The sequence below is a fragment of the Myceligenerans xiligouense genome (genome assembly GCF_003814695.1).
GTDB classification, from domain to species: domain Bacteria; phylum Actinomycetota; class Actinomycetes; order Actinomycetales; family Cellulomonadaceae; genus Myceligenerans; species Myceligenerans xiligouense.
Genome location: NZ_RKQZ01000001.1, coordinates 954,477 through 976,739, shown reverse-complemented (window position 1 = coordinate 976,739; position 22,263 = coordinate 954,477). Strand labels below are relative to the sequence as shown.

At 73.7% G+C, this 22,263-nt stretch carries 15 protein-coding genes; 2 read left to right on the top strand and 13 right to left on the bottom strand.

The genetic code is table 11. The features are described from left to right. Nucleotides 1–6: 6 nt before the first annotated feature. From EDD34_RS04080 to glgX, 5 genes are all read right to left on the bottom strand, one after another. On the bottom strand, nucleotides 7–1,167 hold the full coding sequence (locus EDD34_RS04080) for a HesA/MoeB/ThiF family protein (protein ID WP_123813440.1): 1,161 nt from the start codon (nucleotides 1,165–1,167) through the stop codon (nucleotides 7–9). Between the two features lie 22 nt (nucleotides 1,168–1,189). Continuing rightward, nucleotides 1,190–2,173 (bottom strand): electron transfer flavoprotein subunit alpha/FixB family protein, encoded by a 984-nt coding sequence (locus EDD34_RS04075; protein WP_123813439.1) that lies wholly within the window; start codon nucleotides 2,171–2,173, stop codon nucleotides 1,190–1,192. Between the two features lie 13 nt (nucleotides 2,174–2,186). Beyond that, nucleotides 2,187–2,960 carry an electron transfer flavoprotein subunit beta/FixA family protein gene (locus EDD34_RS04070; protein ID WP_123813438.1) on the bottom strand — a complete coding sequence of 258 codons (774 nt, stop codon included), beginning with the start codon at nucleotides 2,958–2,960 and terminating at the stop codon, nucleotides 2,187–2,189. Between the two features lie 122 nt (nucleotides 2,961–3,082). Then, nucleotides 3,083–7,747, bottom strand: coding sequence for a rhamnogalacturonan lyase family protein (locus tag EDD34_RS21370; RefSeq protein ID WP_281277742.1), 4,665 nt, complete (start codon nucleotides 7,745–7,747; stop codon nucleotides 3,083–3,085). A gap of 165 nt (nucleotides 7,748–7,912) precedes the next feature. Beyond that, the gene (gene glgX, locus EDD34_RS04060; RefSeq protein WP_123813437.1) at nucleotides 7,913–10,288 is read right to left on the bottom strand and encodes a glycogen debranching protein GlgX; all 2,376 of its coding nucleotides are present in this window, start codon (nucleotides 10,286–10,288) and stop codon (nucleotides 7,913–7,915) included. 91 nt (nucleotides 10,289–10,379) lie between these two features. On the opposite strand from glgX, the gene EDD34_RS04055 reads away from it, so the two are divergent. Continuing rightward, on the top strand, nucleotides 10,380–12,155 hold the full coding sequence (locus EDD34_RS04055; protein ID WP_123813436.1) for an FAD-binding dehydrogenase: 1,776 nt from the start codon (nucleotides 10,380–10,382) through the stop codon (nucleotides 12,153–12,155). Between the two features lie 12 nt (nucleotides 12,156–12,167). Here the strand turns inward: EDD34_RS04055 and EDD34_RS04050 are convergent, their stop codons facing one another. The 8 genes from EDD34_RS04050 to EDD34_RS04015 all read right to left on the bottom strand — a co-directional run bounded on the left by EDD34_RS04050 (nucleotide 12,168) and on the right by EDD34_RS04015 (nucleotide 21,535). Then, complete coding sequence (locus EDD34_RS04050) at nucleotides 12,168–12,320, bottom strand: hypothetical protein (protein ID WP_211341479.1); 153 nt, start codon at nucleotides 12,318–12,320, stop codon at nucleotides 12,168–12,170. 88 nt (nucleotides 12,321–12,408) lie between these two features. Further along, nucleotides 12,409–13,509 carry a Gfo/Idh/MocA family protein gene (locus EDD34_RS04045; RefSeq protein WP_123813435.1) on the bottom strand — a complete coding sequence of 367 codons (1,101 nt, stop codon included), beginning with the start codon at nucleotides 13,507–13,509 and terminating at the stop codon, nucleotides 12,409–12,411. Then, nucleotides 13,494–14,201, bottom strand: coding sequence for a ThuA domain-containing protein (locus EDD34_RS04040; protein ID WP_123813434.1), 708 nt, complete (start codon nucleotides 14,199–14,201; stop codon nucleotides 13,494–13,496). The genes EDD34_RS04045 and EDD34_RS04040 overlap by 16 nt, the downstream gene beginning before the upstream one ends. Before the next feature lie 41 nt (nucleotides 14,202–14,242). Then, a complete protein-coding gene (locus tag EDD34_RS04035; protein WP_123813433.1) occupies nucleotides 14,243–15,346 on the bottom strand; it encodes a prephenate dehydrogenase in 1,104 nt (367 codons plus the stop codon). Further along, nucleotides 15,343–16,347 carry a prephenate dehydratase gene (locus tag EDD34_RS04030; protein WP_123813432.1) on the bottom strand — a complete coding sequence of 335 codons (1,005 nt, stop codon included), beginning with the start codon at nucleotides 16,345–16,347 and terminating at the stop codon, nucleotides 15,343–15,345. The genes EDD34_RS04035 and EDD34_RS04030 overlap by 4 nt, the downstream gene beginning before the upstream one ends. After that, a complete protein-coding gene (locus EDD34_RS04025) occupies nucleotides 16,344–17,198 on the bottom strand; it encodes a hypothetical protein (protein ID WP_123813431.1) in 855 nt (284 codons plus the stop codon). The genes EDD34_RS04030 and EDD34_RS04025 overlap by 4 nt, the downstream gene beginning before the upstream one ends. 123 nt (nucleotides 17,199–17,321) lie before the next feature. Continuing rightward, nucleotides 17,322–20,081, bottom strand: coding sequence for a VanW family protein (locus tag EDD34_RS21365; protein WP_123813430.1), 2,760 nt, complete (start codon nucleotides 20,079–20,081; stop codon nucleotides 17,322–17,324). A gap of 980 nt (nucleotides 20,082–21,061) precedes the next feature. Continuing rightward, entirely contained in the window at nucleotides 21,062–21,535 is a 474-nt protein-coding gene (locus EDD34_RS04015) for a DUF6113 family protein (protein WP_246012174.1), read from the bottom strand. 107 nt (nucleotides 21,536–21,642) lie between these two features. On the opposite strand from EDD34_RS04015, the gene EDD34_RS04010 reads away from it, so the two are divergent. Then, complete coding sequence (locus EDD34_RS04010; RefSeq protein ID WP_123813429.1) at nucleotides 21,643–22,221, top strand: LURP-one-related family protein; 579 nt, start codon at nucleotides 21,643–21,645, stop codon at nucleotides 22,219–22,221. The last annotated feature ends 42 nt before the right edge of the window (nucleotides 22,222–22,263 follow it).

The following is a 22,263-nucleotide window of genomic DNA, read 5'->3' as shown; positions in this document are numbered from 1 at the left end:
GAACGCTCAGGTGAACAGGAGGTGACCCGCCGGCGTGACGTCGCGCCAGCCCAGGTCGGCCAGCAGTGCGGCCGCGCCCCGGGATCGCAGGCCCCGCTCGCACACGACGACGATCGGCGCGTCGGCCGGGTGGTCCGCCAGGGCGGCGGGCAGGTCACCGCCGGCGAGGGACTCCAGGTCGGCCCGGACGGCGGCGGTCCCGGCGGGAAGGCGGGCGGGCAGCCGCCCGACGTCGACCACGAGCACGCCGTCGGGCAGGTACGCGGCGACGCCGGCGTCGGCACCGTCGTCGTCCGCACCGTCGTCGTCCGCACCGTCGTCGTCCGCACCGTCGTCGTCCGCACCGTAGCCGTCGGGGACGACGGCGGTCGGTGGCGCGGCCCGGCGTCCGCCGTAGGGCTCGGGCGCGGCGAGCGGGATCGTGTCCCAGCCCGAGGTCCGGGCGTCGTACACGAGGATCCGGCCGAGGGCGACGTCGCCCGTGCCGGTGAGAAGTTTGACGGCCTCGACCGCCATGGCCGAGCCCACCGCGCCGCACGCCGGGCCGAGCACCCCGACCGTCTCGCACGACTCGCCCTCGGGCGGCTGCGGCCCGAACACGTCGGGGTACGTGATGCCGCGGCCGCCCGGCGCGGCGGACCACCACACCGCGACCTGGCCGTCCCAGCCCAGCACCGTCCCCCACACGACGGGCATGCCGAGCGCGGCGGCGGCGTCGGACACGGCGTACCGGGTGGCGAACGTGTCGGAACCGTCCACGACCAGGTCGTACCCGCCCAGGAGCTCGCGCGCGTTCGTGGCGTCGAGGCGGAGCCGGTGCTCGGTGACCTTCAGACCGGGGCCGCGCAACACGCGCAGGCTGTCGGCGGCGGACGTCGTCTTGGGCCGGTCCGCGTCGCCGGGCCCGTGCAGCACCTGGCGCTGCAGGTTCGACGGCGCCACGACGTCGTCGTCCACGATCCCCAGCGTGCCGACACCGGCGGCGGCCAGGTACTGGAGCACGGGCGACCCGAGCCCGCCGGCGCCGATCACGACGACGCGCGCACCGGCCAGCCGCGCCTGCGCGTCCGGCCCGAAGCCGTCCAGCAGCAGGTGCCGGGCGGCACGGCGCCGCTCACCGGACGGCAGTGACTCCCGGACGGGCACGAGCGGTGGCAGGGGCTTCATGGGTCCATTCTGCGCCGGAGTCTCAGCCTTTGTGCCTGCGGATCTCCTCCGCGGCCTGGGGAAGCACGTCGGCCAGCTCGCCGACGACCGCGAAGTCGCAGATCTCGAAGATCGGCGCCTCCGGGTCGCTGTTCACGGCGACGACGTGCTGGGACGCCTGCATCCCGCCCCGGTGGTGCGGCGCGCCGGAGATGCCCGCGCCGATGTACACGCGCGGCGCGACGGTCACGCCCGTCTGCCCCACGTAGGTGTCCCACCAGCCCTCGAACACGGCGTCACGCGACGCGCCGACGGCCGCGCCGAGCGCGTCGGCCAGCTCGACGACCGGCGCGAAGTCGCCGTCCGTCCCGCGCCCGCCCGCGACGACGATCGCCGCCTCCTCCAGCGGGGGCCGGTCGCCCGAACGGGATTTCACCTCACGCGACGTGAGCGTCACGCCGAGTGCCGGCACCTCGACGGGCAGCGGCTCCGTCTGGGTGTGGACGGGAACGGCGGCGGGGGCGGGAACCACCGCGTTGGCACGGACGGTCAGCACCGCGACGTCGGTGGTTACCTCGCACGAGGTGTCCCACGACCCGGCGAAGACGCGCTTCGAGCCCACGATGCGGCCGTCGTCGCCCTCGGACACCCCGGCGGCGTCGATGATCAGGCCGGCGCCCAGCGCGCGGGCGGTCAGCGCCGCCGCCTCCTTCGCGGCGAAGCTGCTGGGCAGCAGCACCACGTCGGCGTCGGCCCGGCGTACCGCAGCGGCCAGGGCCGCCGCCACGACGGCGGGCAGATGCCGCTCGTCGCCGGTCACCACGTGGCCGGCGGCGTCGGAGAACTCGGCCTGGTGCACGGACTCGACGCCGTACGCCTCGAGCTGCGCGAGCACCTCGACGCCGGCTCCCTCCAGGGCGACCGCCTCGACGGTGCCGAGGCCGCGGGCGATCGTGAAGAGTTCCAGGGTGCTGGTACGGATCTCGGTGGCCGGGTCGAGCAGGACCAGGACCGTGCGGTTCGTCATCTCGGGTCCCCTCTCAGACCAGGTCGTTCTTGATCAGGTACGCGGCCAGGGCCTTGCCGCCCTCGCCCTTGTCGGTCACGAGCACCGGCTCGGGCCGGGCGGGGCGCGGGGCGGCGCCGAGCACCCGCGTGCGGGCGGCGGGCGCGTCCAGCCCGATGTCCGACGCCGTCCACGCCTCGGCCTGCTTGCTGCGGGCGGCCATGATCCGCTTGAAGTTGGGCAGCCGCGGCTGGTTCGCGGTGTCCGTCACCGACAGCACGGCGGGCAGCGGCGCGGAGAGCTCCTCCGTGACGTCGTCGTGCTCGCGGGTCACCGACAGCACGCCGTCGGACACGCCGACCTTCTTGGCCAGCGTGAGCGCCGGGCGTCCGAGCTCGGCCGCGAGCAGGGTCGGGACCACGGAACCGAGGCCGTCGAGCGCGGCCATCCCGGTGATCACCAGGTCGACCGGGCCCTCGGACTCCAGCTTGCGGACGGTGGCGGCCAGGGCCGCGGCGGTCCCGAAGTAGTCGGCGCCCGCGAGGACGTCGTCCGACACGCGGACACCGCGCTCGACGCCGAGCTGGAACGCCTTGCGCAGCGCGGAGTCGCCGTCCGGCGGTGCGACCGTCACGGCGACGACCTCGCCCTCACCGGCCGCCTCGACGATCTGCAGGGCGGCCTCGATCGCGTGCTCGTCGAGCTCGTTGAGGGTGCCCTCGGCGGGCGTGCGGCGGACGCGACAATCCTCGAAGCCCCGGTCCGTGTTGATGTCGGGGACGTACTTGACCGGGACGACGATGCGCATGGCAGCACCCTAACCGCGGGCCGGCAGACGGACTCGGTCGCCGGCCGGGGGGCTCGCCCGGCGCGACGACGTCGTCCCGGAGCTCCGGGACGACGTCGTGCTCCGCGCGGACGAGCCGGGCGTCAGCGCACCCGGTCTCCCCGGACGGGCCCGCTCGTGTAGTCCAGGCGGGGAGCCGGAGGGGTCGCCATGCCCTCGCCCAGGTGGTAGCTGACGTGCGGCGGCTGGTTGTACGCCGTGTTCTGCCAGGCCACCGCCGTGCGGTACATCGGGTCCGACATGAGCGTGCGCAGCCGGTGCCTGGTCGGGTCCACCGTGGTGGCGATCCGCAGCGCGGTCGAGTCCTCCGTCCGGGTGACGATCTCCTCCCGCCAGTCGCCGAACAGGTCGGCCTGGAGCGACACGTTGCCCTTCGTGGAGTTGTTCGACAGCGTCCCGGTGGCGCGGTAGATCTCGACCTCCTGGTCGTTCTCCCAGTCCCACTTCGAGACGGTCGGCACGCCGGCCCCCGCGTCCTGCGCGTAGTCGTGGTCGCCGATCTCCCGCAGCAGGTCGCCGTCCCACCAGGTGAGGAAGTTGGCGGCCGGGATCGCGGTGGTGATCAGCTCCCCCGACACCGAGCGCAGCTCGCCGACCCGCGAGTTCCACGCGAAGTCCCCACCGATCGCCCACGCCTCGGCGCCGTCGTACCGCGGGTCGATGTCGCCGGCCGCGGCACGGCCGGTGTCACGGTCTGCCGGGATCGACCAGAGGACCTCGCCCGTGGCGGCGTCCCGGAAGGTCGCGCCGCGGTTGCCCGCCGCCCCCATGTCCTCGTGCGCGGCGAACACCTCCAGACCGTCACGCGCCGGGTCGAGGTCGCTCACGTGCATCGCGTCGCCGTGGCCCAGCCGGGTCGTGTACAGCCCGGTGCCGTCGTCGTCCACCGTCATCGACCCGAAGACGATCTCGTCGAGCTGGTCGCCGTCGACGTCGGCCACGTGCATGTCGTGGTTGCCCTGACCGGCCCACCGGCGGCCGCTCTCGTCCGAGTCGAGGACCCAGCGCTCGCGCAGCCGTTCGCCGTCCCAGTCGAACGCGGCGATGACGGTCCGGGTGTAGTACCCGCGGGAGAACACCGCGGACGGGTGCTCGCCGTCGAGGTACGCGGTGGCCGCGAGGAACCGGTCCACGCGGTTGCCGTACCCGTCGCCCCAGTCCGCGACGTCGCCGCGCGGCGGGACGTAGTCGATCGTGTCGAGGGCGACGCCGGTGGCGCCGTCGAACACCGTCAGGAACTCCGGACCCGCCAGCACGCGGCCCTCCGAGTTGCGGTGGTCGGCACGGGCGTCGCCGATGACGGTGCCGGCCGCGTCGGTGGTGCCGTCGGCCGTCTTGGTGATCAGCTCCGCCCGGCCGTCGCCGTCGTAGTCGAACACCTGGAACTGCGTGTAGTGCGCCCCGGCGCGGATGTTCCGGCCCAGGTCGACCCGCCACAGCCGCGTGCCGTCGAACTCGTACGCGTCGAGGTAGACGTTCCCGGTGTGGCCGGAGTGCGAGTTGTCGCGAGCGTTGGACGGGTTCCACTTCACGACGATCTCGTACTGCCCGTCGCCGTCGACGTCACCGACCGACGCGTCGTTCGCGCTGTAGGTGTACTCCTCGCCGTCGGGCGTGACCCCGCCGGACGGCTTGTCGAGCGGGATGTCCCGCGTCTGCCCGTCCCACGGGGTGAACTCCTGGGTGGCCCAGCGCTCCCGCGCCTTCCCTCCCGCGCCCCGCACCTCGCTGACGCGGTACACCGCGTCGGCGGTGCCGTGCGCGTCCGTCAGGTTCGTCGAGCGGCTGACCGGCTTCCGCGTGATCCGCTCGCCGTCGCGGTAGACGTGGAACCGGATCGCCTCGGGATCGTTCCCGAGCAGGCGCCAGCCCACGTAGACGCCGCCGTCGGGCAGCGCGACCGCGACGGGTGACCGGTCGATCCGCTCGGCCTGGCGCGCCAGCAGGGTGTCGGCCGGCGAGACCACCGGGTCCGACGACGCCGACGCGCCGCCGGCGTTCATCGCGACGACCGTGTAGTGGTAGGGAACCGTCGTGAGGACGCCCGTGTCCGCGAACGTGGTCTCGGCGGTCGTGCCGATCACCACGGGCTCCTCGTCGGCGGACCCGGCACGCAGGACGCGGTAGTAGAGCGCCTCGTCCGCGGCGTCCCAGCTCAGGGACACCAGGTTCTTGTCCACCTCGCCGACCGCGAGGGCCGACGGCGCCGCCGGGACCGCCACGTCCCGGTCGACCGTGGAGACCTCGAGCGGTGCGCTCTCGATGCCTTCCGCCCCGGAGCCGTCCAGGGTCACCACCGTGTACCGGTAGGTGAGCCCGGGGTTCGCCGTCGTGTCGGTGTACGACCCCGCGGTGACGTCCGCGACGGTCTCGCGCTCCGCCGCCCCCTCGGCCTTCCGGTACACCCGGTAGCCCGCGGCGTCGTCGGTCTCGTCCCAGGTCAGGGGGACGGACGCCGTCGCGCCGTCGAACGTCACGGCACCGGCCGCCAGGTTCGACACGGCCGTCTCCAGGGGCGTGATCGTCAGGCCGTTCAGCCAGCCGACGGCGATGATGTCGAGCGTGCCGTCCGTGACCTCGACCGGCTGGACCACCTTGCTCGCCACGGACCCGCGACCCGCGTTCGAGGAGCCGAGCTCCCGCCCCTCGACGGTCAGGCCGAGCCGGGCGGTGCCGAGCATGTCGCCCCAGTACGCGGTCACGGCGTAGCTGCCGGGCGCCAGGTCGACGGCGAACGGCGTGTCCGCGGACGGCAGGAGGAAGTCGCGCTCCATGGCGTCGGGGGCGTAGTCCCAGTCGATGCCGCGGTCACGGCCGCCCGGACCGGCGTCGCCGGTGAAGCCGTATTCCTGACCCTGGCCGTAGAGCGTGGTCGGGTCGACGGCGGTCCAGCCGTCGAGCGTCTCGTTCCCGGCGAGCTGGAGGTCGAACTTGTACAGCGCCGCCTTCGTGCTGACGGTGATGCCGTCCGACGGCGCCGAGTCGCCCCGGCCGTTCGCCGCCACGACGCGCAGGTCGTAGCTGGTGCCCTCGGTCAGACCGGTGATGTCCGCGACCGGGATCGTCGACGTCGTGGCAAGCGTCCACGCACCGGCTCCGCTCTCGCGCCGGAACACCCGGTAGATGTCCGTGTTCTCGGTGTCGTTCCAGGTCAGCCGAACACTGGAGTTCGAGACGGAGCCGGCGTCCAGCCCGGTCGGGGCGGGCGGAACCGCGGCGGGCGGCTCGACGTCGACCACCTCGCCGGACAGCGGGATGCCGAGCCCGGCGGTGTCCCGCGCCACGATCCTCGCCATCTGGATCGCGCCGTACTCCTGGAAGTGCGTGTCGTCGGTCGTGCCGTCGGGCCGGTTCGGGTAGACCCCGGCCGGGACGTGCAGGAACACCGACTTCGCCGCTTCCGGGCCGATCTCGTTCAGGTAGGCGCGGCTGCCGGCGGACAGGTCGACCAGGGGCACGTCCAGCTCGGTGGCGAGCTCGCTCGCCTCGCGGACGTACTCCGGGAACGACACGTTGAACTCGCCGGTGCCGGGGTCGAACGAGCGGCGGGAGACCGGCGTGACCAGAACCGGCGTGGCGCCGCGCTGCCGCGCGCCGTCCACGTAGGTGCGCAGGTAGTTGCGGTAGTCGGCGGGAGCCGCGTAGCGGTCGTCGACGCCGTAGCTGTTGTCGTTGTGCCCGAACTGGACGAACAGCGTGTCGCCCGGGCGGATCCGCGTGAGGACCTCGTCGAGGCGGCCCTGGCTGATGAAGTTCTTCGAGGACCGCCCGCCGATCGCCTTGTTCGTGACGACGACGTCGTCCGAGAGGAACCGCTCGATCATCTGGCCCCAGCCGGCCTGCGGCGCCCAGTACGGGTCGTAGGTCTGGACGGTCGAGTCGCCCGTGACCCACACGGTGGGCAGGGCGCCCGGCTCGCGCTCGGCGTCCCGGGTGATCGTCAGGCCCGCGAGGTTCGGGGCGTCGCCCGCGAACTCCAGGTTGAGCTGCCCGTCCACGAGGGCGATCCGGAACGTCGCGGTGACGAACTCGCCGGCGCCCGCCTGGGACGACTCGACCTTCTCCATCTGCTCCGCGGTGATCGCGATGTCGGTGGCGCCCTCGGGGTCGCCCGCGACGACGTCGACCGTGTAGTCGCCGTCGGGCAGGTCGGCCACGAGCTCGGTGTCGCCGACGGTGACGAAGTCGGCGCGCAAGGGGTCGTCCGTGCCGCGGTCGGAGCCGGTGACGGCGGACGGGTCGACCCAGCCGAGGCGGTTCCGGGCGGTGTAGGCGGTGGCGGCGTCCAGGCCGGTCGCGCCGTCGGCGACGGCGCCGGGCCCGAGGTCGAGGACGAGCCCGCCGTCGGGCAGTTCGACGTCGGGCAGTCCGACCAGCGAGCCGACGCCGGCGGCGCTGGGCGCGCTCTCCCCGTCCGCGCCGAGCGCGGTGGCGCGGTAGTAGTGGACCGCGCCGGTGTCGATCCCGGCGTCCGTGGCGAACACCGTGCGCTCGTCGGTGCGCGCCACCTCGGTCCACGGGCCGTCGAGGCTGTCGGCACGGCTCAGCACGTAGCCGGTGGCGCCCTCCACCTCGTTCCAGCGGATGGTCAGGGAGTCCTCGTCCGCGTGCGCGACGCGGACGGAGTCGGGCGCGGCCGGCGCGGCAGCCGCGGGGGCCGCGGTGAGGGTGGCTACGGGAAGGGCCAGCGCGGCGGCAAGGGCCGCGCCGCGCAGGACCGGCGATCTGCGGGACAGAGCTCGGGACACGTGGGTTCACCTCGGCGGTCTCGTCGTTGAGCTGCGGAAGTACATCGATGGAGCGGGGCGAGACCTTTCGGATTGAAAGGATTCATCGCGCTCGCCACACATCATGCACGGGTGCGTGGATGAAGTCCAGTATTTCCTGAAAACGCTTACCGAATCGGGAGCCGCCTACCGGCCGGGCGCCGCGAGGAACACCTGCACGCTCAGCGCGTCCAGCGTCGTGGTCGCGTCGCACCGGCGCTCCTCGTCGTCCGGGGGTTCCGGCAGGTCCCAGGCCGAGTCCCAGACCCGGTCCCAGCGTTCCGCGGGAGCCCGGTCCGCGCCGTCGGCCGCCGGTCCGGGGAGCGCGGGGAGCGTCACGACGACGTCGGACAGCCCGCCGTTGATCACGAGCAGGACGTGCGCGTCCTCGTCGCCCGGGCCCGGACGCAGCATCTGCAGCACCCGCCGGCCCGGCGTGTCCCACGCCGCGACGTCCATGGGCGCGCCGTCCTCGGAGAACCAGAGCAGGTCGGGTTCGGACTCGTGCGGCCGGGGGGCGCCGAGGAAGAACGAGTCGGCCCGCAGGGCGGGGTGCTCGCGCCGCAGCTTCGTCAGGAAGCGGGTGGTGGCCAGCAGTTCCTCCCCCGCGGTGTCGAGCTTCCACGGCATCCAGGAGATCTCGTTGTCCTGCACGTACGCGTTGTTGTTGCCTCCTTGCGAGCGCCCCGACTCGTCGCCGGCAGTGATCATCGGGGTGCCCGCACCGAGCAGCAGCATCGCGAGCAGGTTCCGCTGCGATCGTTGCCTCAGGGGCACGATCGCCTCCCAGGGCTCGGTGGTCGCGTCGTCGCCCGCCGGCGTGTGCCCCTCCAGCCCGTGGTTCCAGGACAGGTTGTTGTCGGTGCCGTCGCGGTTGTCCTCGCCGTTGGCGGTGTTGCGCTTGTGCTCGTAGGCGACCAGGTCGGCGAGGGTGAAGCCGTCGTGGGCGGTCACGTAGTTGACGGAGGCCACCGGACCGCGCACGAGCGGCGGGTCGCCGGGCCCGAACAGGTCGGCCGAACCTGCCAGCCGCGTCGCGAGGTCCCGCAGCCCCTGCATCGGCTCACCGTGGGAGCCGTGCTTGGGGGCATCCAGCCAGAACCCGCGCACGGCGTCGCGGAACCGGTCGTTCCACTCGGCCAGTGGTGGCGGGAACTGTCCGGTCTGCCAGCCGCCGGGCCCGATGTCCCACGGTTCCGCCACGAGCTTCAGCCTGGACAGCACGGGGTCGGTCTGCAGCGCGACCAGGAACGGGTGGTCCGGGTCGAACCCGAACGATCCGCGGGCGAGCGTCACGGCGAGGTCGAACCGGAATCCGTCCACGCCGATGGTGGTCGCCCAGTAGCGCAGGGAGTCCAGGGCCATCTGGATGACGCGGGGGCGCCGGAAGTCCAGCGAGTTCCCGGTGCCGGTGACGTCCGCGAGCGCCGCCGGGGAGGCTCCGTCGTGCAGGTAGTAGACGGGGTTGTCGAGGCCTCGCCAGGAGATGTGGAGGGCGTCGTCCCCGCCTTCGCAGGTGTGGTTGTAGACGACGTCGAGGACTACCTCGATGCCGGCCGCGTGCAGGAGGTGGACCATGCCGCGTACCTCGTCGAGCACGGCCTCGGCGCCGCGTTCCCGGGCGGACCGTGTCGCGTAGGCGCTGTTGGGTGCGAAGAAGCCGAGCGTGTTGTAGCCCCAGTAGTTCGTCCGGCCCTGGGTGGCGAGCCGGGCCTCCGCGGTACTGGCGTGGATCGGGAGGAGTTCGAGGGTGGTGACGCCGAGGGACGTGAGGTGCTCGATCGTGGCGGGGTGGGCGAGCCCGGCGTAGGTGCCGCGCAGTTCCTCGGGGATCTGCTCGTTGAGGAGGGTCAGGCCGCGCACGTGCGCCTCGTAGATGACGGTATCCGCCCAGGGCACGCGCGGCCGGCTCTGCGGCGGGGCCGGTGAGAGCGGGCCGACGACGACGCCGTGGGGGACGTGCGCGATCGAGTCGCGGCCGTCCGGGGGCCCGTAGGGGTCGGCGCGCAGCACGTCGTCGTCCGGGTCCGGCGGCGATCCGAGCACCTCGGGCGCGTAGGTGACGTCACCGACCAGGCCCCGGGCGTAGGGGTCCACGAGCAGCTTGGCGGGATTGTGGCGCAGTCCGGCCTTCGGGTCCCACCGGCCGTACGCACGGAAGCCGTAGCGTTGCCCGGCCGCGATGTCGGGGACATGGGCGTGCCAGACGCCGTAGACCGGTCCTTCGAGCTCGACGCGGCGTTCGTGGAACTCGCCGGAGGCGTCGACGTCGATGAGGCAGAGATCGACGGCCGTGGCGTGGGACGCGAGGACGGCGACGTCGATCCCGCCGTCCGAGGTGGGGTGCACGCCGAGCGGCGGCACATGGCTGCCGTGCCGGGCGGGCCGCTTCAGCGGGCGGACCACGGGTCGCGGCGCGGGCTCCCCGGGGACGCGCTGCGGGGTCGCCTCGACGGCCTCCTTCGCGCTTCCCCGGTCCTGTCCGGTGGCGTTCTGGTCCCCGCCCTGCGGTTTCGACGACATGTCCCCCATCGTGGCACGCGGGCGGTGTCGTCGGGACAGGTCCGTCGCGTTCGGCCTCCCGTTCGGCGGCGCTTGCCGCTACTCTTCCGTCATGACTGACGCCGTCTCCAACAGCGGTACCGCGATCAGCGACGATGTGGTCACCGCCGACGTCGTCGTCGTGGGAGCGGGCCTGTCCGGTCTGGTCACGGCGACGGAGCTGGCCGCGGCCGGCAAACGGGTGGTCGTCCTCGACCAGGAACCTGCCCGCTCGCTCGGCGGGCAGGCGTGGTGGTCGTTCGGCGGGCTGTTCCTCGTCGGTTCGCCGGAGCAGCGCCGGGTCGGCGTGCGCGACGACGCCGACCTCGCCTTCGCGGACTGGCTCGGCTCGGCGCGGTTCGCCGCCGGCGCCGAGCGCGGCGAGGGCCCTGACCGGCACGGCTACGCCTGGGCCGAGGGTTTCGTGGATTTCGCGGCGGGCGAGCTGCGCCCCTGGCTGCACGGCAAGGGGGTGCGGTGGTTCCCGCTGGTGCAGTGGGCCGAGCGTGGCGGCTATCCCGTCACCGGCACCGCCGCGACCGGCGCCGGCACCGAGCACGGCAACTCGGTCCCCCGCTTCCACGTCACCTGGGGCACCGGCCCGGGTCTCCTGGAGCCGTTCGTCGGCGCGGCCCGCGAGGCGGCTCGCGCCGGCCTGCTCGACCTGCGGTTCCGTCACCGCGTCGTCGAGGTGCTCCGGTCCGGGGGCGCCGTGACCGGCGTGCGAGCGGAGGTCCTGTCCGACGACGACGGCCCCGCCGGTGCGCCGTTCTCGGGGCGCGGTACGCCGTCGTCCCGTGAGGTCACGGCCGAGGTCGAGGTGCACGCCCAGGCCGTCGTCGTCGCCTCCGGCGGCATCGGCGCGAACCATGACCTCGCCCGTGCCCGCTGGCCGCGGGAGGCGGGCGCGCTTCCGGAGCGCATGCTGTCCGGTGTGCCCGACTCGACGGACGGGCTCATGCTCGGTGTCGCCGGGGAGGCCGGAGCCGCGCTGGTGCACGAGGACCGCATGTGGCACTACCCGGAGGGCATCGCGAACCACTCCCCCGTCTGGACGGACCATGGCATCCGCATCCTGCCCGGGCCGAGTTCCCTGTGGCTCGACGCCGACGGCGGGCGCCTCCCGGCCCCGCTCTACCCGGGCTTCGACGCCCTGGGCGCGCTGCGGCACCTCACCAGCCGCGGCGACGACCACTCCTGGTTCGTGCTGAACAAGACGATCATGGAGAAGGAGTTCGCGCTGTCGGGCTCCGAGCAGAACCCGGACCTGACGGGGAAGTCCGTGCCACAGCTGATCGAGCGTGTGCGCGGCAAGGCGGTGCCGGTGCGCACGTTCGCGGAGCAGTCGCCCGAGTTCGTGTGGGGCGCGACGCCGGCCGAGCTCGCCGCCGGGATGAACGCCCTCATCGACGGGACGCCGGGCTCGGCGGGGCACATCGACGCCGACGCGCTCGCGCGGATCGTCGCCGCCCGCGACGCGCAGGTCCTGTCCGGGCTGGGCAAGGACCCGCAGGTGGTGGCCACGCGGGCCGCCCGGTCGTTCTGGGTGGACCGCCGTATCCGCGTCGCCCCGCCGCGAGCGCTGACCGACCCCGCCGACGGCCCGATGCTCGCCGTGCGGCTGAGCGTGCTGACCCGCAAGACGCTCGGCGGGCTCTGGTGCGACGCGGCGGGCCGGGTCCTGGACCCGGCGGGCGAGGTGGTCGAAGGGCTGTGGGCGGTCGGCGAGGCGGCGGGCTTCGGCGGCGGCGGGGTCCACGGCCATCGCGCCCTGGAGGGCACGTTCCTGGGCGGCTGCCTCTTCACCGGGAGGACGACGGGACGGGCGGTGGCGGAGCAGCTCGGGTGAGCGGTGGTGGCCTCAGCCCAGCGCGGCGACGTCTCCGTCCTCGAAGGTGATCGCCTGCTGAAGACGCCCGCCGAGCGCGGCGGCGTAGCGGGCGAGCACTTCCTGTCCTGAGATCTTGCCGTGCTCGATCTGGGACACGCGCCCCCAATCCCGGACCTCGACCACGACATAGATGCTCCACTCGTCTATTTCCCGAGCCGTTCGGCCCGCAGGACGAGCGCTGAGCCGCCACCGAGTTCGGTCGGATCCTGGATCAGCGGGGGTGGCTCCCGGTCGGCGCGTCCGAGAGGGGGACGGGTGCCGGACGGACGCACGTGCTCTCGACGATCACCGTCGTGCCGGTGTCGGCGGCCTCGAGCAGCGCCGTCATGATGTCGAGGACGTGGTAGGCGATATCGCCGTTCGCGCGCGCGGGGACTCCCGGCGGTGTGGCCGCCAGATCGGCGATGCCGTAGCCCCGCGCCGCGTCCCGGTAGCCGGCACCGGGCGGCAGCGTCCGCCAGGCGCCGCCCAGCTCGTGCCACCGCACGTCGCCGTCGAACCCGTTCGGATCGGGGACGACGAGCGAGCCGGTCCGGCCGTGGATCTCGATGCTGGAGGCTCTGGTGGCGACCGCGTCGAAGCTCATCACGAGGGTCGACAGCGCACCGGACTCGTGTCGGAGCACACCGGTCACGTGCGTGTCGACGTCGACCGGGACGGCCTCCCCCGCTCGGGGGCCGGACCCGATCACGCGCGTCGCCCGGGTGTGGCTCGCCGCGCCGACCACCGAGGCGACCGGGCCGAGCAGGGTGACCAGCGTGGTCACGTAGTACGGGCCCATGTCGAGCAACGGGCCGCCGCCCGGCTGGTAGTAGAAGCCGGGGTTCGGGTGCCAGAGCTCGTGACCGGGTGTCATCATCGTCGCGGTCGCCGCGACCGGCTCACCGATCGCGCCGTCGTCGACGGCCTTCCGCGCCGTCTGCACGCCGGTCCCGAGCACGGTGTCCGGCGCGCACCCCACCCGGACCCCGGCCGCACGGCCCGCCTTGATCACTGCCTGGGCCTCCTCGAGCGTGGCCGCGAGCGGCTTCTCGCCGTAGACGGCCTTGCCCGCCGAGATCGCCTGGAGTGCGATCTCGGCGTGGGCGGCCGGAGTCGTGAGGTTCAGGACGAGATCGACCTCGGGGTCGGTCGTCAGCTCGTCGACGGTCAGCGCACGCACGCCCTGTTCGGCGGCGACCGATGCCGCGCGGGTCTCGTCGAGGTCGGCGACCGCGGCGAGCCGCACGGCGTCGAGCCGTCGGAACGTGGACAGGTACTGGCCGGAGATCGCTCCGAGCCCGACGATCCCGACCCTCAGCGGCTGGCCCACAGGATGCCTCTCTCGACGATGGTCCGGACGTTCGGGTCGTCGACGACGGCGAGGTCGTGGCCGGGCGTCGACACGAAGACGCGACCCTCGCCCCACTGGCGGGTCCAGACGGCCGGGCACGTGACCGGCCGGTGCCACGGGTCGAAGTCGCGGGCGGCGAGCGTCGTGGTCGCGAGCACGTCGTTGTAGTCGTCCGACAGCACCCAGTACTGCTCGGTCGTCAGCTCGAAGTCGGAGATTCCGGCGACGATCGGGTGGTCGGCCTTCTCGGGCACGATGTCGATCGTGTGCCGCACGAAGTTGTCGGCGGCCTCGCCCGCGAGCTCGCCGGGGGCGGCCTTCGCGGGGTGGGCGGCGAACTGCCCGCCGATCAGCTGGAGGTACTCCGAGCTGCTCCGATAGGAGTCCGCGATGCCGCCGTGCCAGCCCGCCAGCCCGGTGCCGCCCGCCACGGCTGCGATCAGCCCGCGGAGCTCGTCGCCCTCGATCGTGTTCATCGTGTTGGTCTGGACGACGACGTCGACGCCTCCCAGGTATCCGGCGTCGGCGTAGACCGCCGTCGTCTCCTCGACCCGCACGTCGTACCCGTGCTCGGTGAGGAACGGGAGGAACGAGTCGGTGGTCTCGACGGGCTGGTGCCCGGTCCATCCGCCGCGCACGATCAGCGCGTGCTTCGTCTTCGAAGTGGTCATGCCTGCCTTCCGTTCATCGAAAAGAGCAACCGTGAGTGCGGCTACGTCAGGACCGCCGTCGTGGGCTCCATCAGGACGACGACGGCCCCCGCAGCGCACCGCTCGAGCAGCGCCGCCGGCCAGTCGCCCGCCAGCGGGACGCGCTGTTCGGGCGGCGGATCGGTCTCGCGGACCGGGATCTCTCGCACTCCGTTCGCGTCCCGGCCGTGCGCGTGCCCCGGGCGCCGGTCGCGCAGCGGCTCGGGCCGGTCGAAGAACCAGCCCGTGGGCGCGTTCGAGTCGAGCGCGTCCGCCAGCATCTCCAGGTCCCGCGCCGCGAGCCGGAGCGCGGGCGCCACCCACGCCGCGTTCTGCGTGACCATGGCCTCGGTGCGCCGCGGATCACCGTAGGCCACCCGGGTTCCGTCGCGGAACGACCCCGCGGCCAGACCGACCGCCACGTCGCACACCGGTGTACCCGCGACCAGGCCGAGCAGCTCGCCCGCCAGGACGTGCGGCACGTGGGAGACGAGGGCCGCGGCCTCGTCGTGGGTGTCGTCGGTCAGCACGACGGCGGTGCCGCCGAGTACGGCGGTGATCAGGCGCAGCACCACGGCCAGCCGGTCGGGGTCGGTCGCCGTCGCGCCCGGTGACGCCGGATCACCCTCACCCGGCCGGGAACTCGACGCCCCGATGGTCACGTCACCGATCGCACCGGCCGTCGTCTCGACGGTCACCGCCCACCGGATCCCGCGCAGCAGGTCCGGGAACGAGGCGTCGAACCCGCTGTGCTCGGTCCCCGCCATCGGATGCGCACCCACGTAGCGGCCGGCCAGCCCGGACTCACGGATCGCGTGCCGGACCGGCCCTTTCACCGACCCGACGTCGACGAGGGTCGGGTCCCACCCCGGCACGTCGCCGAGCGCGGCGGCCACCTCACCGGCCACCGCTCGCATGGCCCGGAGCGGCACGGCCAGAACGACCAGTTCCGGGGAGGTCGCGCACAGTCCCGCGACGTCGTCGGCGATCCGCATGCCCGCCGACCCGGCCGCGGTGCGGGCGCTCCGCGACGGGTCGGTGGCGACCACCGACATGCCCGCGCCCACGAGGGCGCGCGCGAGCGACCCGCCGATCAGCCCCAGACCGATGATCCCGACCGAGGTCACCACAGCAGCCCTCGGCCGATCTCGTCGGTGCCGGCGTCCAGGGTCACCGAGCCGACCGGGACGTGGTCGGGGTCGAGGGTGCCGTCGACGTCGAGGTCCGGTGCGGGGAACACGCCGAGCGTCTTGAGCGAGTCGCCCGCTGCCAGCAGGTCGGCCAGGACGGCGCGCGCGCCGGGCTCCCAGGCGGCCTCGTCGAGCGTGATGACGAAGACGTACTGGCCCTGCCGCACCTTCAGCGGGCGCGTGATGAGACTCGACATGTTGACCCCCGCGCGGGCGAACGTGTCGGTGATCCGTGCCAGCACACCGGGACCCACCCGGAGGGGCGTGACCGCGAGCATCGTGCGCCATGCCGAGGCCCCCCGCGCACGGGCGGCGTCCAGGTGACCGGGCGCGGACTCCCGCGGTGCGAGGACCAGGAAGCGGGTCCGCCCGCCCCGGAAGTCCTCCACGGCACGCGCGCGGGTCTCCAGCCCGTACAGGTCGCCGCAGAGCGACGGCCCGAGCGCGACGGTGTGTGGTCCGGCATCGCGGCACGCGGCCGCGTTGGACGACGCCGGCACCGGGGCCAGCCCGCTGTCCGCGACGAACCGGGAGCACTGCGCCAGGCCGTGCGGGTGGGCGCTCACCTCGCGCAGCTCACCGTGATCGGGGCGGACGAACGCGTCGAACGAGACGTCCAGCACCACTTCGTCGACGGCGACGACGTCGGGGCTTCCGATGAGCGCGTCGAGCGACGGCACCACGTAACCCTCGACGGAACTCTCGATGGCGACGACGCCGACGTCGGCGGTGCGGGCCGCGACGGCGTCGTGCACGTGGGCCACCGTCGCCAGGGGCTCCGGGGTACGGGGCTGCGCCGCGACCGTCGTCGTACCCGTCGCGGCCCGACCGGGACCGCCGTCGTCGCCCTTGGCGCGGAGCGCCAGCCACTCACGGACCGCCTGGTGCGTGAAGGTGCCCTCCGGCCCGAGGTACGCGGCGCGCAGCGCTCCGCTCACAGCTCGCCCGCCCACTGCGGCGCGGCCTGGTCGGGTCCGGGTTCGAACATCGCACCCGGCAGGACGGCGAGCACGCGGTGCGCGATGCCCCGGGTGTCGAGCTCGTCGACGAGGGCGGACAGCACCGCCGACGACGGGCAGGAGAACGACGTGAAGAACACGTGCGGCCCGGTGACCGACGCCTGGCTGCGCAGGTGCTGCAGGTCGATCCCGGCATCGGCGATGACGGCGAGGGTGGGCTGGAGCGAGCCGCGATGGTCGTCGTACGGGCCGAAGGCCAGCCACACCTGGGCTGGCTCGGTGAACGCGGGCGCGATGTCGCGGGCCTGGAGCAGGCCGTACCAGACCGGTCCCCGCTCGGCGAGGAGGGCGCTGTCCGGCAGCTCCGTGAAGCCCGCCGGCACGCGGGACCGCTCCACCACGAGCGAGCCGCCCGCCCCGGCGAGCGCCACCCGCTCGGCGACCGGAGTGCGGGTGGGCACCAGGCGCGGATGCACCCCGAGCCCGCGCAGCACGACCGCGCAGTCACGCAGCCCGGCCTCGTCGACCACCACCTGACCACCGGAGCCGCCACCGGCGCCGACCCAGACCCACTGCGGCTCGATGGACCCGGCGGCGGTCACGATCAGCGACGGGGCACCCTCCAGCAACGCGCGCTCCAGCCCGGGAGAGGGCTGCTCGGGATGCCCGAGGTGCACGACCGCCGCGAGGTCGTCGATGCTCGCCACGGTGGCCAAGGTGTCGGCAGTGGTGCCGAGGTCCAGCAACTCGACGGGTTCGGTGGACCATCCCTGCGCGCGCGCCGCGAGCAGCGCGTGTGCGGAGGACTCTCGTTCGTCACGTCCCAGCATGGGTCCGAACCTACTGCCCCGGACGGCCTCACGCGTCATCTGTCCGCCGGGCGACCAGGTGCCCCCGTGGTCCGGCTGACGGCACGATGCTCACCCGGGCGACAGACGGGCGCGAGCCGGCCGTCAGCCGTTGCCGCCCCCGCCGCCCCCCGTGCACACGACCGGGTTGTCCGGCTTGTAGGTCCAGGTGTACGTCTCGTCCTTCACGAGGTCGCCGTCCAGGAGGACCTTGCGGTTGTTCGAGATCGTGAACCCGTCCTCGCCGCCCGGGTACGCCGCGCACTCGGGGTCGTTGCTCCGCACCGTGGACGTCTCCACGACGTTCTGGCGGCCGCTGTCGCTGGTCTGCACCTCGTAGTGCTTGGTGCTCCAGATCCGGACGGTGAGCTGGCCGTTGCTGACGAACGACTGCAGCACGGCCCCGTAGGGAGTGTCGTTCCGGAACTTCATGTCGAGCGCGCCGACGTAGATCGTCGCCTCGCGCCCGGCCGGGTAGCGCGGGAACCAGAAGCTGTGCTGGCGGTGCTCGACGTCGTCGAACCCGGCGAAGTACCCGGCGTTGTAGCTGGTCGTGGCCATCTGGGAGAGGCCGCCGCCCACACCCTCGACGTGCTGGCCGTTGCTGACGATGCCGGACGCCACGTACCCGTTCGCTTCCGTGATCGGCGAGAGCGCTTCGATGAGGGAGAACGTCTCGCCCGGCTTCACGAGATCTCCGGTGATCATCTCCGCGCCGCGGATCAGGTTCTGGGTGCGGACGTTGTCGGCGGTGAGCGGGGTCGAGAACTCCGAGACGACCTCCTTGACGCCGAGCTGCTCGAGCGCCTCCTTGGTGTTCTCGGGGTCCTGCTCGTGCAGTTCCACGGCCGCGACCCGGTCGTCGCCGCGCGCCGCCGCGTTCACCGCCTCGCCGACCTCCTCGGGCTGGAGCGTCGTGCCGGGGCCGCCACCGACCACCTGCGGCTTGCCGTCCTGGAACACGAAGTGCGCGTCCTCGGGAATCGTCAGGAGGTTCGCCGTGCGCTCGACGATCGTGTTCACGAGGCCCTCGCGGTTGAACCGGAGCGCGAGAGCGCCCCCGCTCGGCTCGAAGCTCCCGAACGTCGCGAGATCGGCGGGCGTGAGCTCCACGCTCTGGTCACCGACCTGGACGTTCACGGGCGCCGAGACGACCTTCGTCCCCATCGCCATCGCCGCGTCGACCTCGTCCTGGGTGATCTCCGGTTCGACCTCCCGCGTCGGCAGCGTGAACGGCGGCTCGGAGCGCAACCAGCTGGAGGTGATGACGGCCTGCGCCCCCGCCGTGTCCACGACGGAGCCCTCCTTCGCATCCGTGGCCTTCGGCGCGCCGTCCTGGAACACCACCGCGCCGTCGGCCGCCTTGACCGTCATCGACTCCTCGAGGCCGTCGATGGCGCTGCCGAGCTTCTTCTCGTTGACCGCGAGGACGAGTTCCGCGTCGTCGGCGCCGAAGAAGTGCTCCCACATGCGGCCGGGGTCGAGGGAGAAGCCCGTGAGGGCGTCGACGGTCGCCTCGGCGTCGTACGCCAGACCCGCCTTGCCCGGCTTCAGCGTGGACTCCGCAGTGCCCGCGACCAGGGCCACGGGCTCCTTCGCACGCGGTGCGAGCGCGTCGTCGAGCGTGGCGACCGCCTCGTCGCGCGACTGCCCCCCGATGTCGACGCCGGCGACGTGCACACCGTTCGGAACGGCGCCCGCCTGCACCCCCGCGATGACCGCGAACAGGCCGAACAGGACCACGGCAGCCAGGCCGACACCCAGCGCGATCTTGCGCCCCCGGTGCGGCGCCTCGTCGGGCTGGATGCCGAGGGTCCATGAGCCGCCCGGCGGCGGGGGCGGGAACTGGCCGGACCCGTCGGGCCCACCGGGTGCGGGAGGCCAGCCGCGCCCGACGGGCTCACCGGCGGACTCGCCGGGCGTGGCCTGACCATCGGGTGTGCCCGGACCACCGGGCGCCGGAACACTGCCGAGCGGCACGGGGGCCGGCGGGACGCCGCCGTCGGGTGCCCCGGGAGAACCCTGCGGGGCGTCACCCGGCGCCGCGGCCGCCGCCGGAACGGTTCCGGCGGGATGCGCGGGGTCGGCGGGGCGTGGGGAGCCCATGGGGCGGGCTGGGTCGGTGGGCTGAGCCGGGTCGGCGGGCGGAACCTGGCCGGCGGGCGGAACCTGGCCGCCGGACGGAACCTGGCCGCCGGACGGAACCTGGCCGCCGGACGGAACCTGGCCGCCGGACGGAACCTGGCCGCCGGACGGAACCTGAGCGGCGGACGGGTCCTGGCCGCCGGGCGGGACCGGCCCGGCGAGGGGAACCTGGCCACCTGGCGGAACCGCGGCGGGCGGCGGCGTGGCAGGGCCATGGGGGTGCCGCACGGCCTGCGGGTTCACGACCCGCGCGATCGCCCCGGTCAGCGGCTTGAGCTTGGGGATCATCCCCGTGATCGGCCGCATGAACGGGTGGTCGCCGCCCCGGCCCCCTGCCGGGGCGGTGCCGTCGCCCGGTGTCCCGGGCTCGCCCGGAGCGGTGGGCTCCGCGGAACTGCCCGCACGCGGCTTCTTGGCGGGCCGCTCGAACGCGAACACGCGGGGCGTGTACCCGCCCTGCTTGGCCGGGCTCGCGGGACGCTCGGGAGTCAGGTTGTCGACGACCGACTGCAGGACGGCGGCCGGATCGTCGTCACCCGACGGCGGCTCGGTGGTGGAGCCGGACGGCGACGCCGCGGCAGGGGCGGACGGCGAGTTCGGAGCCGACGGCGGGGCCGGGGCCGCCGTCGGCTTCCCGGCACCGGCGGCTTCGGTGGTTGCGGGCTTGCCGGGCGCCGCGCCGTCAGCCTTCGACGGGGCCGGGGCGGGAGCCGGGGCCACCGCGGGAGAGGGTGCGGGAGCGGGAACCGGGGCGGGCGCCTGCGGACCGGTGCCGGCCTGACCGGGGAGAGGAGGCTGCGCCGGCGCAGCGGGCCGCACCGGGGGCGGAACCTGAGCCGACGTGCCGGCGGCGGGCCGAGAACCAGCCTGCGCCGGGGCAGCGGGAGCCGGGGCCGGAGCGGGCTGAGAACCGGGAGCCTGCGCCGAGGCGGACGTCTGCGCGGGCTGAGAACCGGGAGCCTGCGCCGAGGCAGCAGAGGCAGGACGCTGAGCAGGCGGAGCGACAGGACCCTGAGCCGACGCGGGAGACTGAGCAGGCGACGCGGAGGGCTGAGCAGGCTGAGCACCGGGAGCATTCCCCGGGGCAGTGGCCTGAGGAGACCGCTGTGCCGACGCCGGGGCCTGAGCAGACTGCGGGGCCTGGGCGGGCGGAGCCGCAGGGGCCTGCGCTGCGGCCGGGGCCTGAGGAAGCTGAGCGCCAGGGCCCTGCTCCGGGGCGGGAGCCTGCGTGGAGGCACCAGGAGTGGCAGGCGGAGAAGCCGGAGCCTGCGCCGGGCGAGGCGCCTGCGAAGCTGCGGGACCCTGCGGAGAACCCGTCTGCGGAGCGTCGGCCGGTGGCGCCTCGGCCCGCGCCGAGGCGTCGTCGCTCGCGGCAGTCTCCGCGGCCGGTTTCGTGGCCGCGGGTTTGGCCGCCGGGTCGGCCTCGCTCGCCGCCGGCGCCACGTCGGGACGCGGCGGCCCCCCACCGGGGCCGGGGCGGCTCGGTGAGAGCGGCGGCATCGCCGACCGGGCGTCGTCCGGATCGTTCTGACCGGTCGGCTCAGACGGCTTGTCGTTGTCGGTCGGCTGGCCCATTCACCTTGCTCCGTGCAACCTGTCGCGGCGCGGGCTCTCCGCACCGCCAGACACCGTCGCGCACGCACGCGCGGCCGTCCCCGAAGCGCATCCTACTGGGCTGTCAGTGCGCTCCGGACCGGGTTTCACCCCGCTCCGAGTGGAGGTTCTGTGCTGGTCACAGACCTGCTGGACGTGGCCGCGGCCGGGTCCTCCTCCCACCCCCGCATCGGCTCCTCACGGAACCACGAGGCCGGCAGGAACGCCGCCGCACCCAGGAGCACGACGCCGCCGTACGCCCAGACGAGCCCGAGCGTCCCCGCGGGAACGAGCACGTCCCCGCCCGAGCCGCGCAGGGACATCAGCTGCACCGCCACGACCCAGCCACCGGCGAACGCGAGGAGCGCACCGTACCCGGACCACGCCCGGCACATGATCGCCGCCGCGGCGGTGAGCGCGAGCGCCAGCACGACTCCGGCGTACCAGGACTCGTCGCCGTAGCGGTGGACCGCGGTACCGAGCGCGCCGATGACCAGTCCGAGTGCCACGGCGAGCAGCACCCGGATGATCACCGGCCCCAGGCGCGGACGGTTCCCGTTGCGCTCGTGGTGTTCTGTCACCCGCCCATCATCGCGCACTTTGCTGGGTGGTAGCTCGATCGTGTGCCAGACTCCGCACGCGTACGGCGTCGGCCCTCCAGAAGCGACGCCCGGAACGGAAGGCAACCATGAACGCCCAGACCCTCCAGTTGCAGACCACGCTGTACATCCGGCAGCGCGTGCGGCTCATGGTCAACCAGTACGCCGTGCACGCCACACGGCCCGACGGCTCCGAAGGCGAGCTCCTCGCCTTCGCCCAGCAGAAGCGCATGGCGATGCGTGAGCAGGTCACGCTCTACACGGACGACACGAAGTCCGTTCCCGTGCTCGGCTTCAAGGCCCGTCAGATCATGGACCTCGGTGCCACCTACGACGTCACCGACGCCTCCGGTGCCCCGATCGGGCAGTTCCGCAAGGACTTCGGCAAGTCGTTCCTGCGCAGCACCTGGCACCTGGAGCAGCCCGGGCTCGGGGAGGCGACCGGGCAGGAGCGCAGCATGTGGGTGTCCGTGGTCCGCAGGCTCGTCGAGAGCCTGGACTGGCTGCCGTACCACTTCGACTTCACCCTCGGCGGACAGCCGGCCTTCTCGGTCGAGAAGCAGTGGGCACTCCGCGACAAGTACACGGTGCGGATCCACGACCCGAACCTGGATCGCCGCCTGGTCGTCGCCATGGCCGTCGCCCTGGACGCGCTGCAGGGGCGCTGAGGGTCTCGTCCGGAGCCGCCGGGCCCGGCCGCTGCGGCGCGG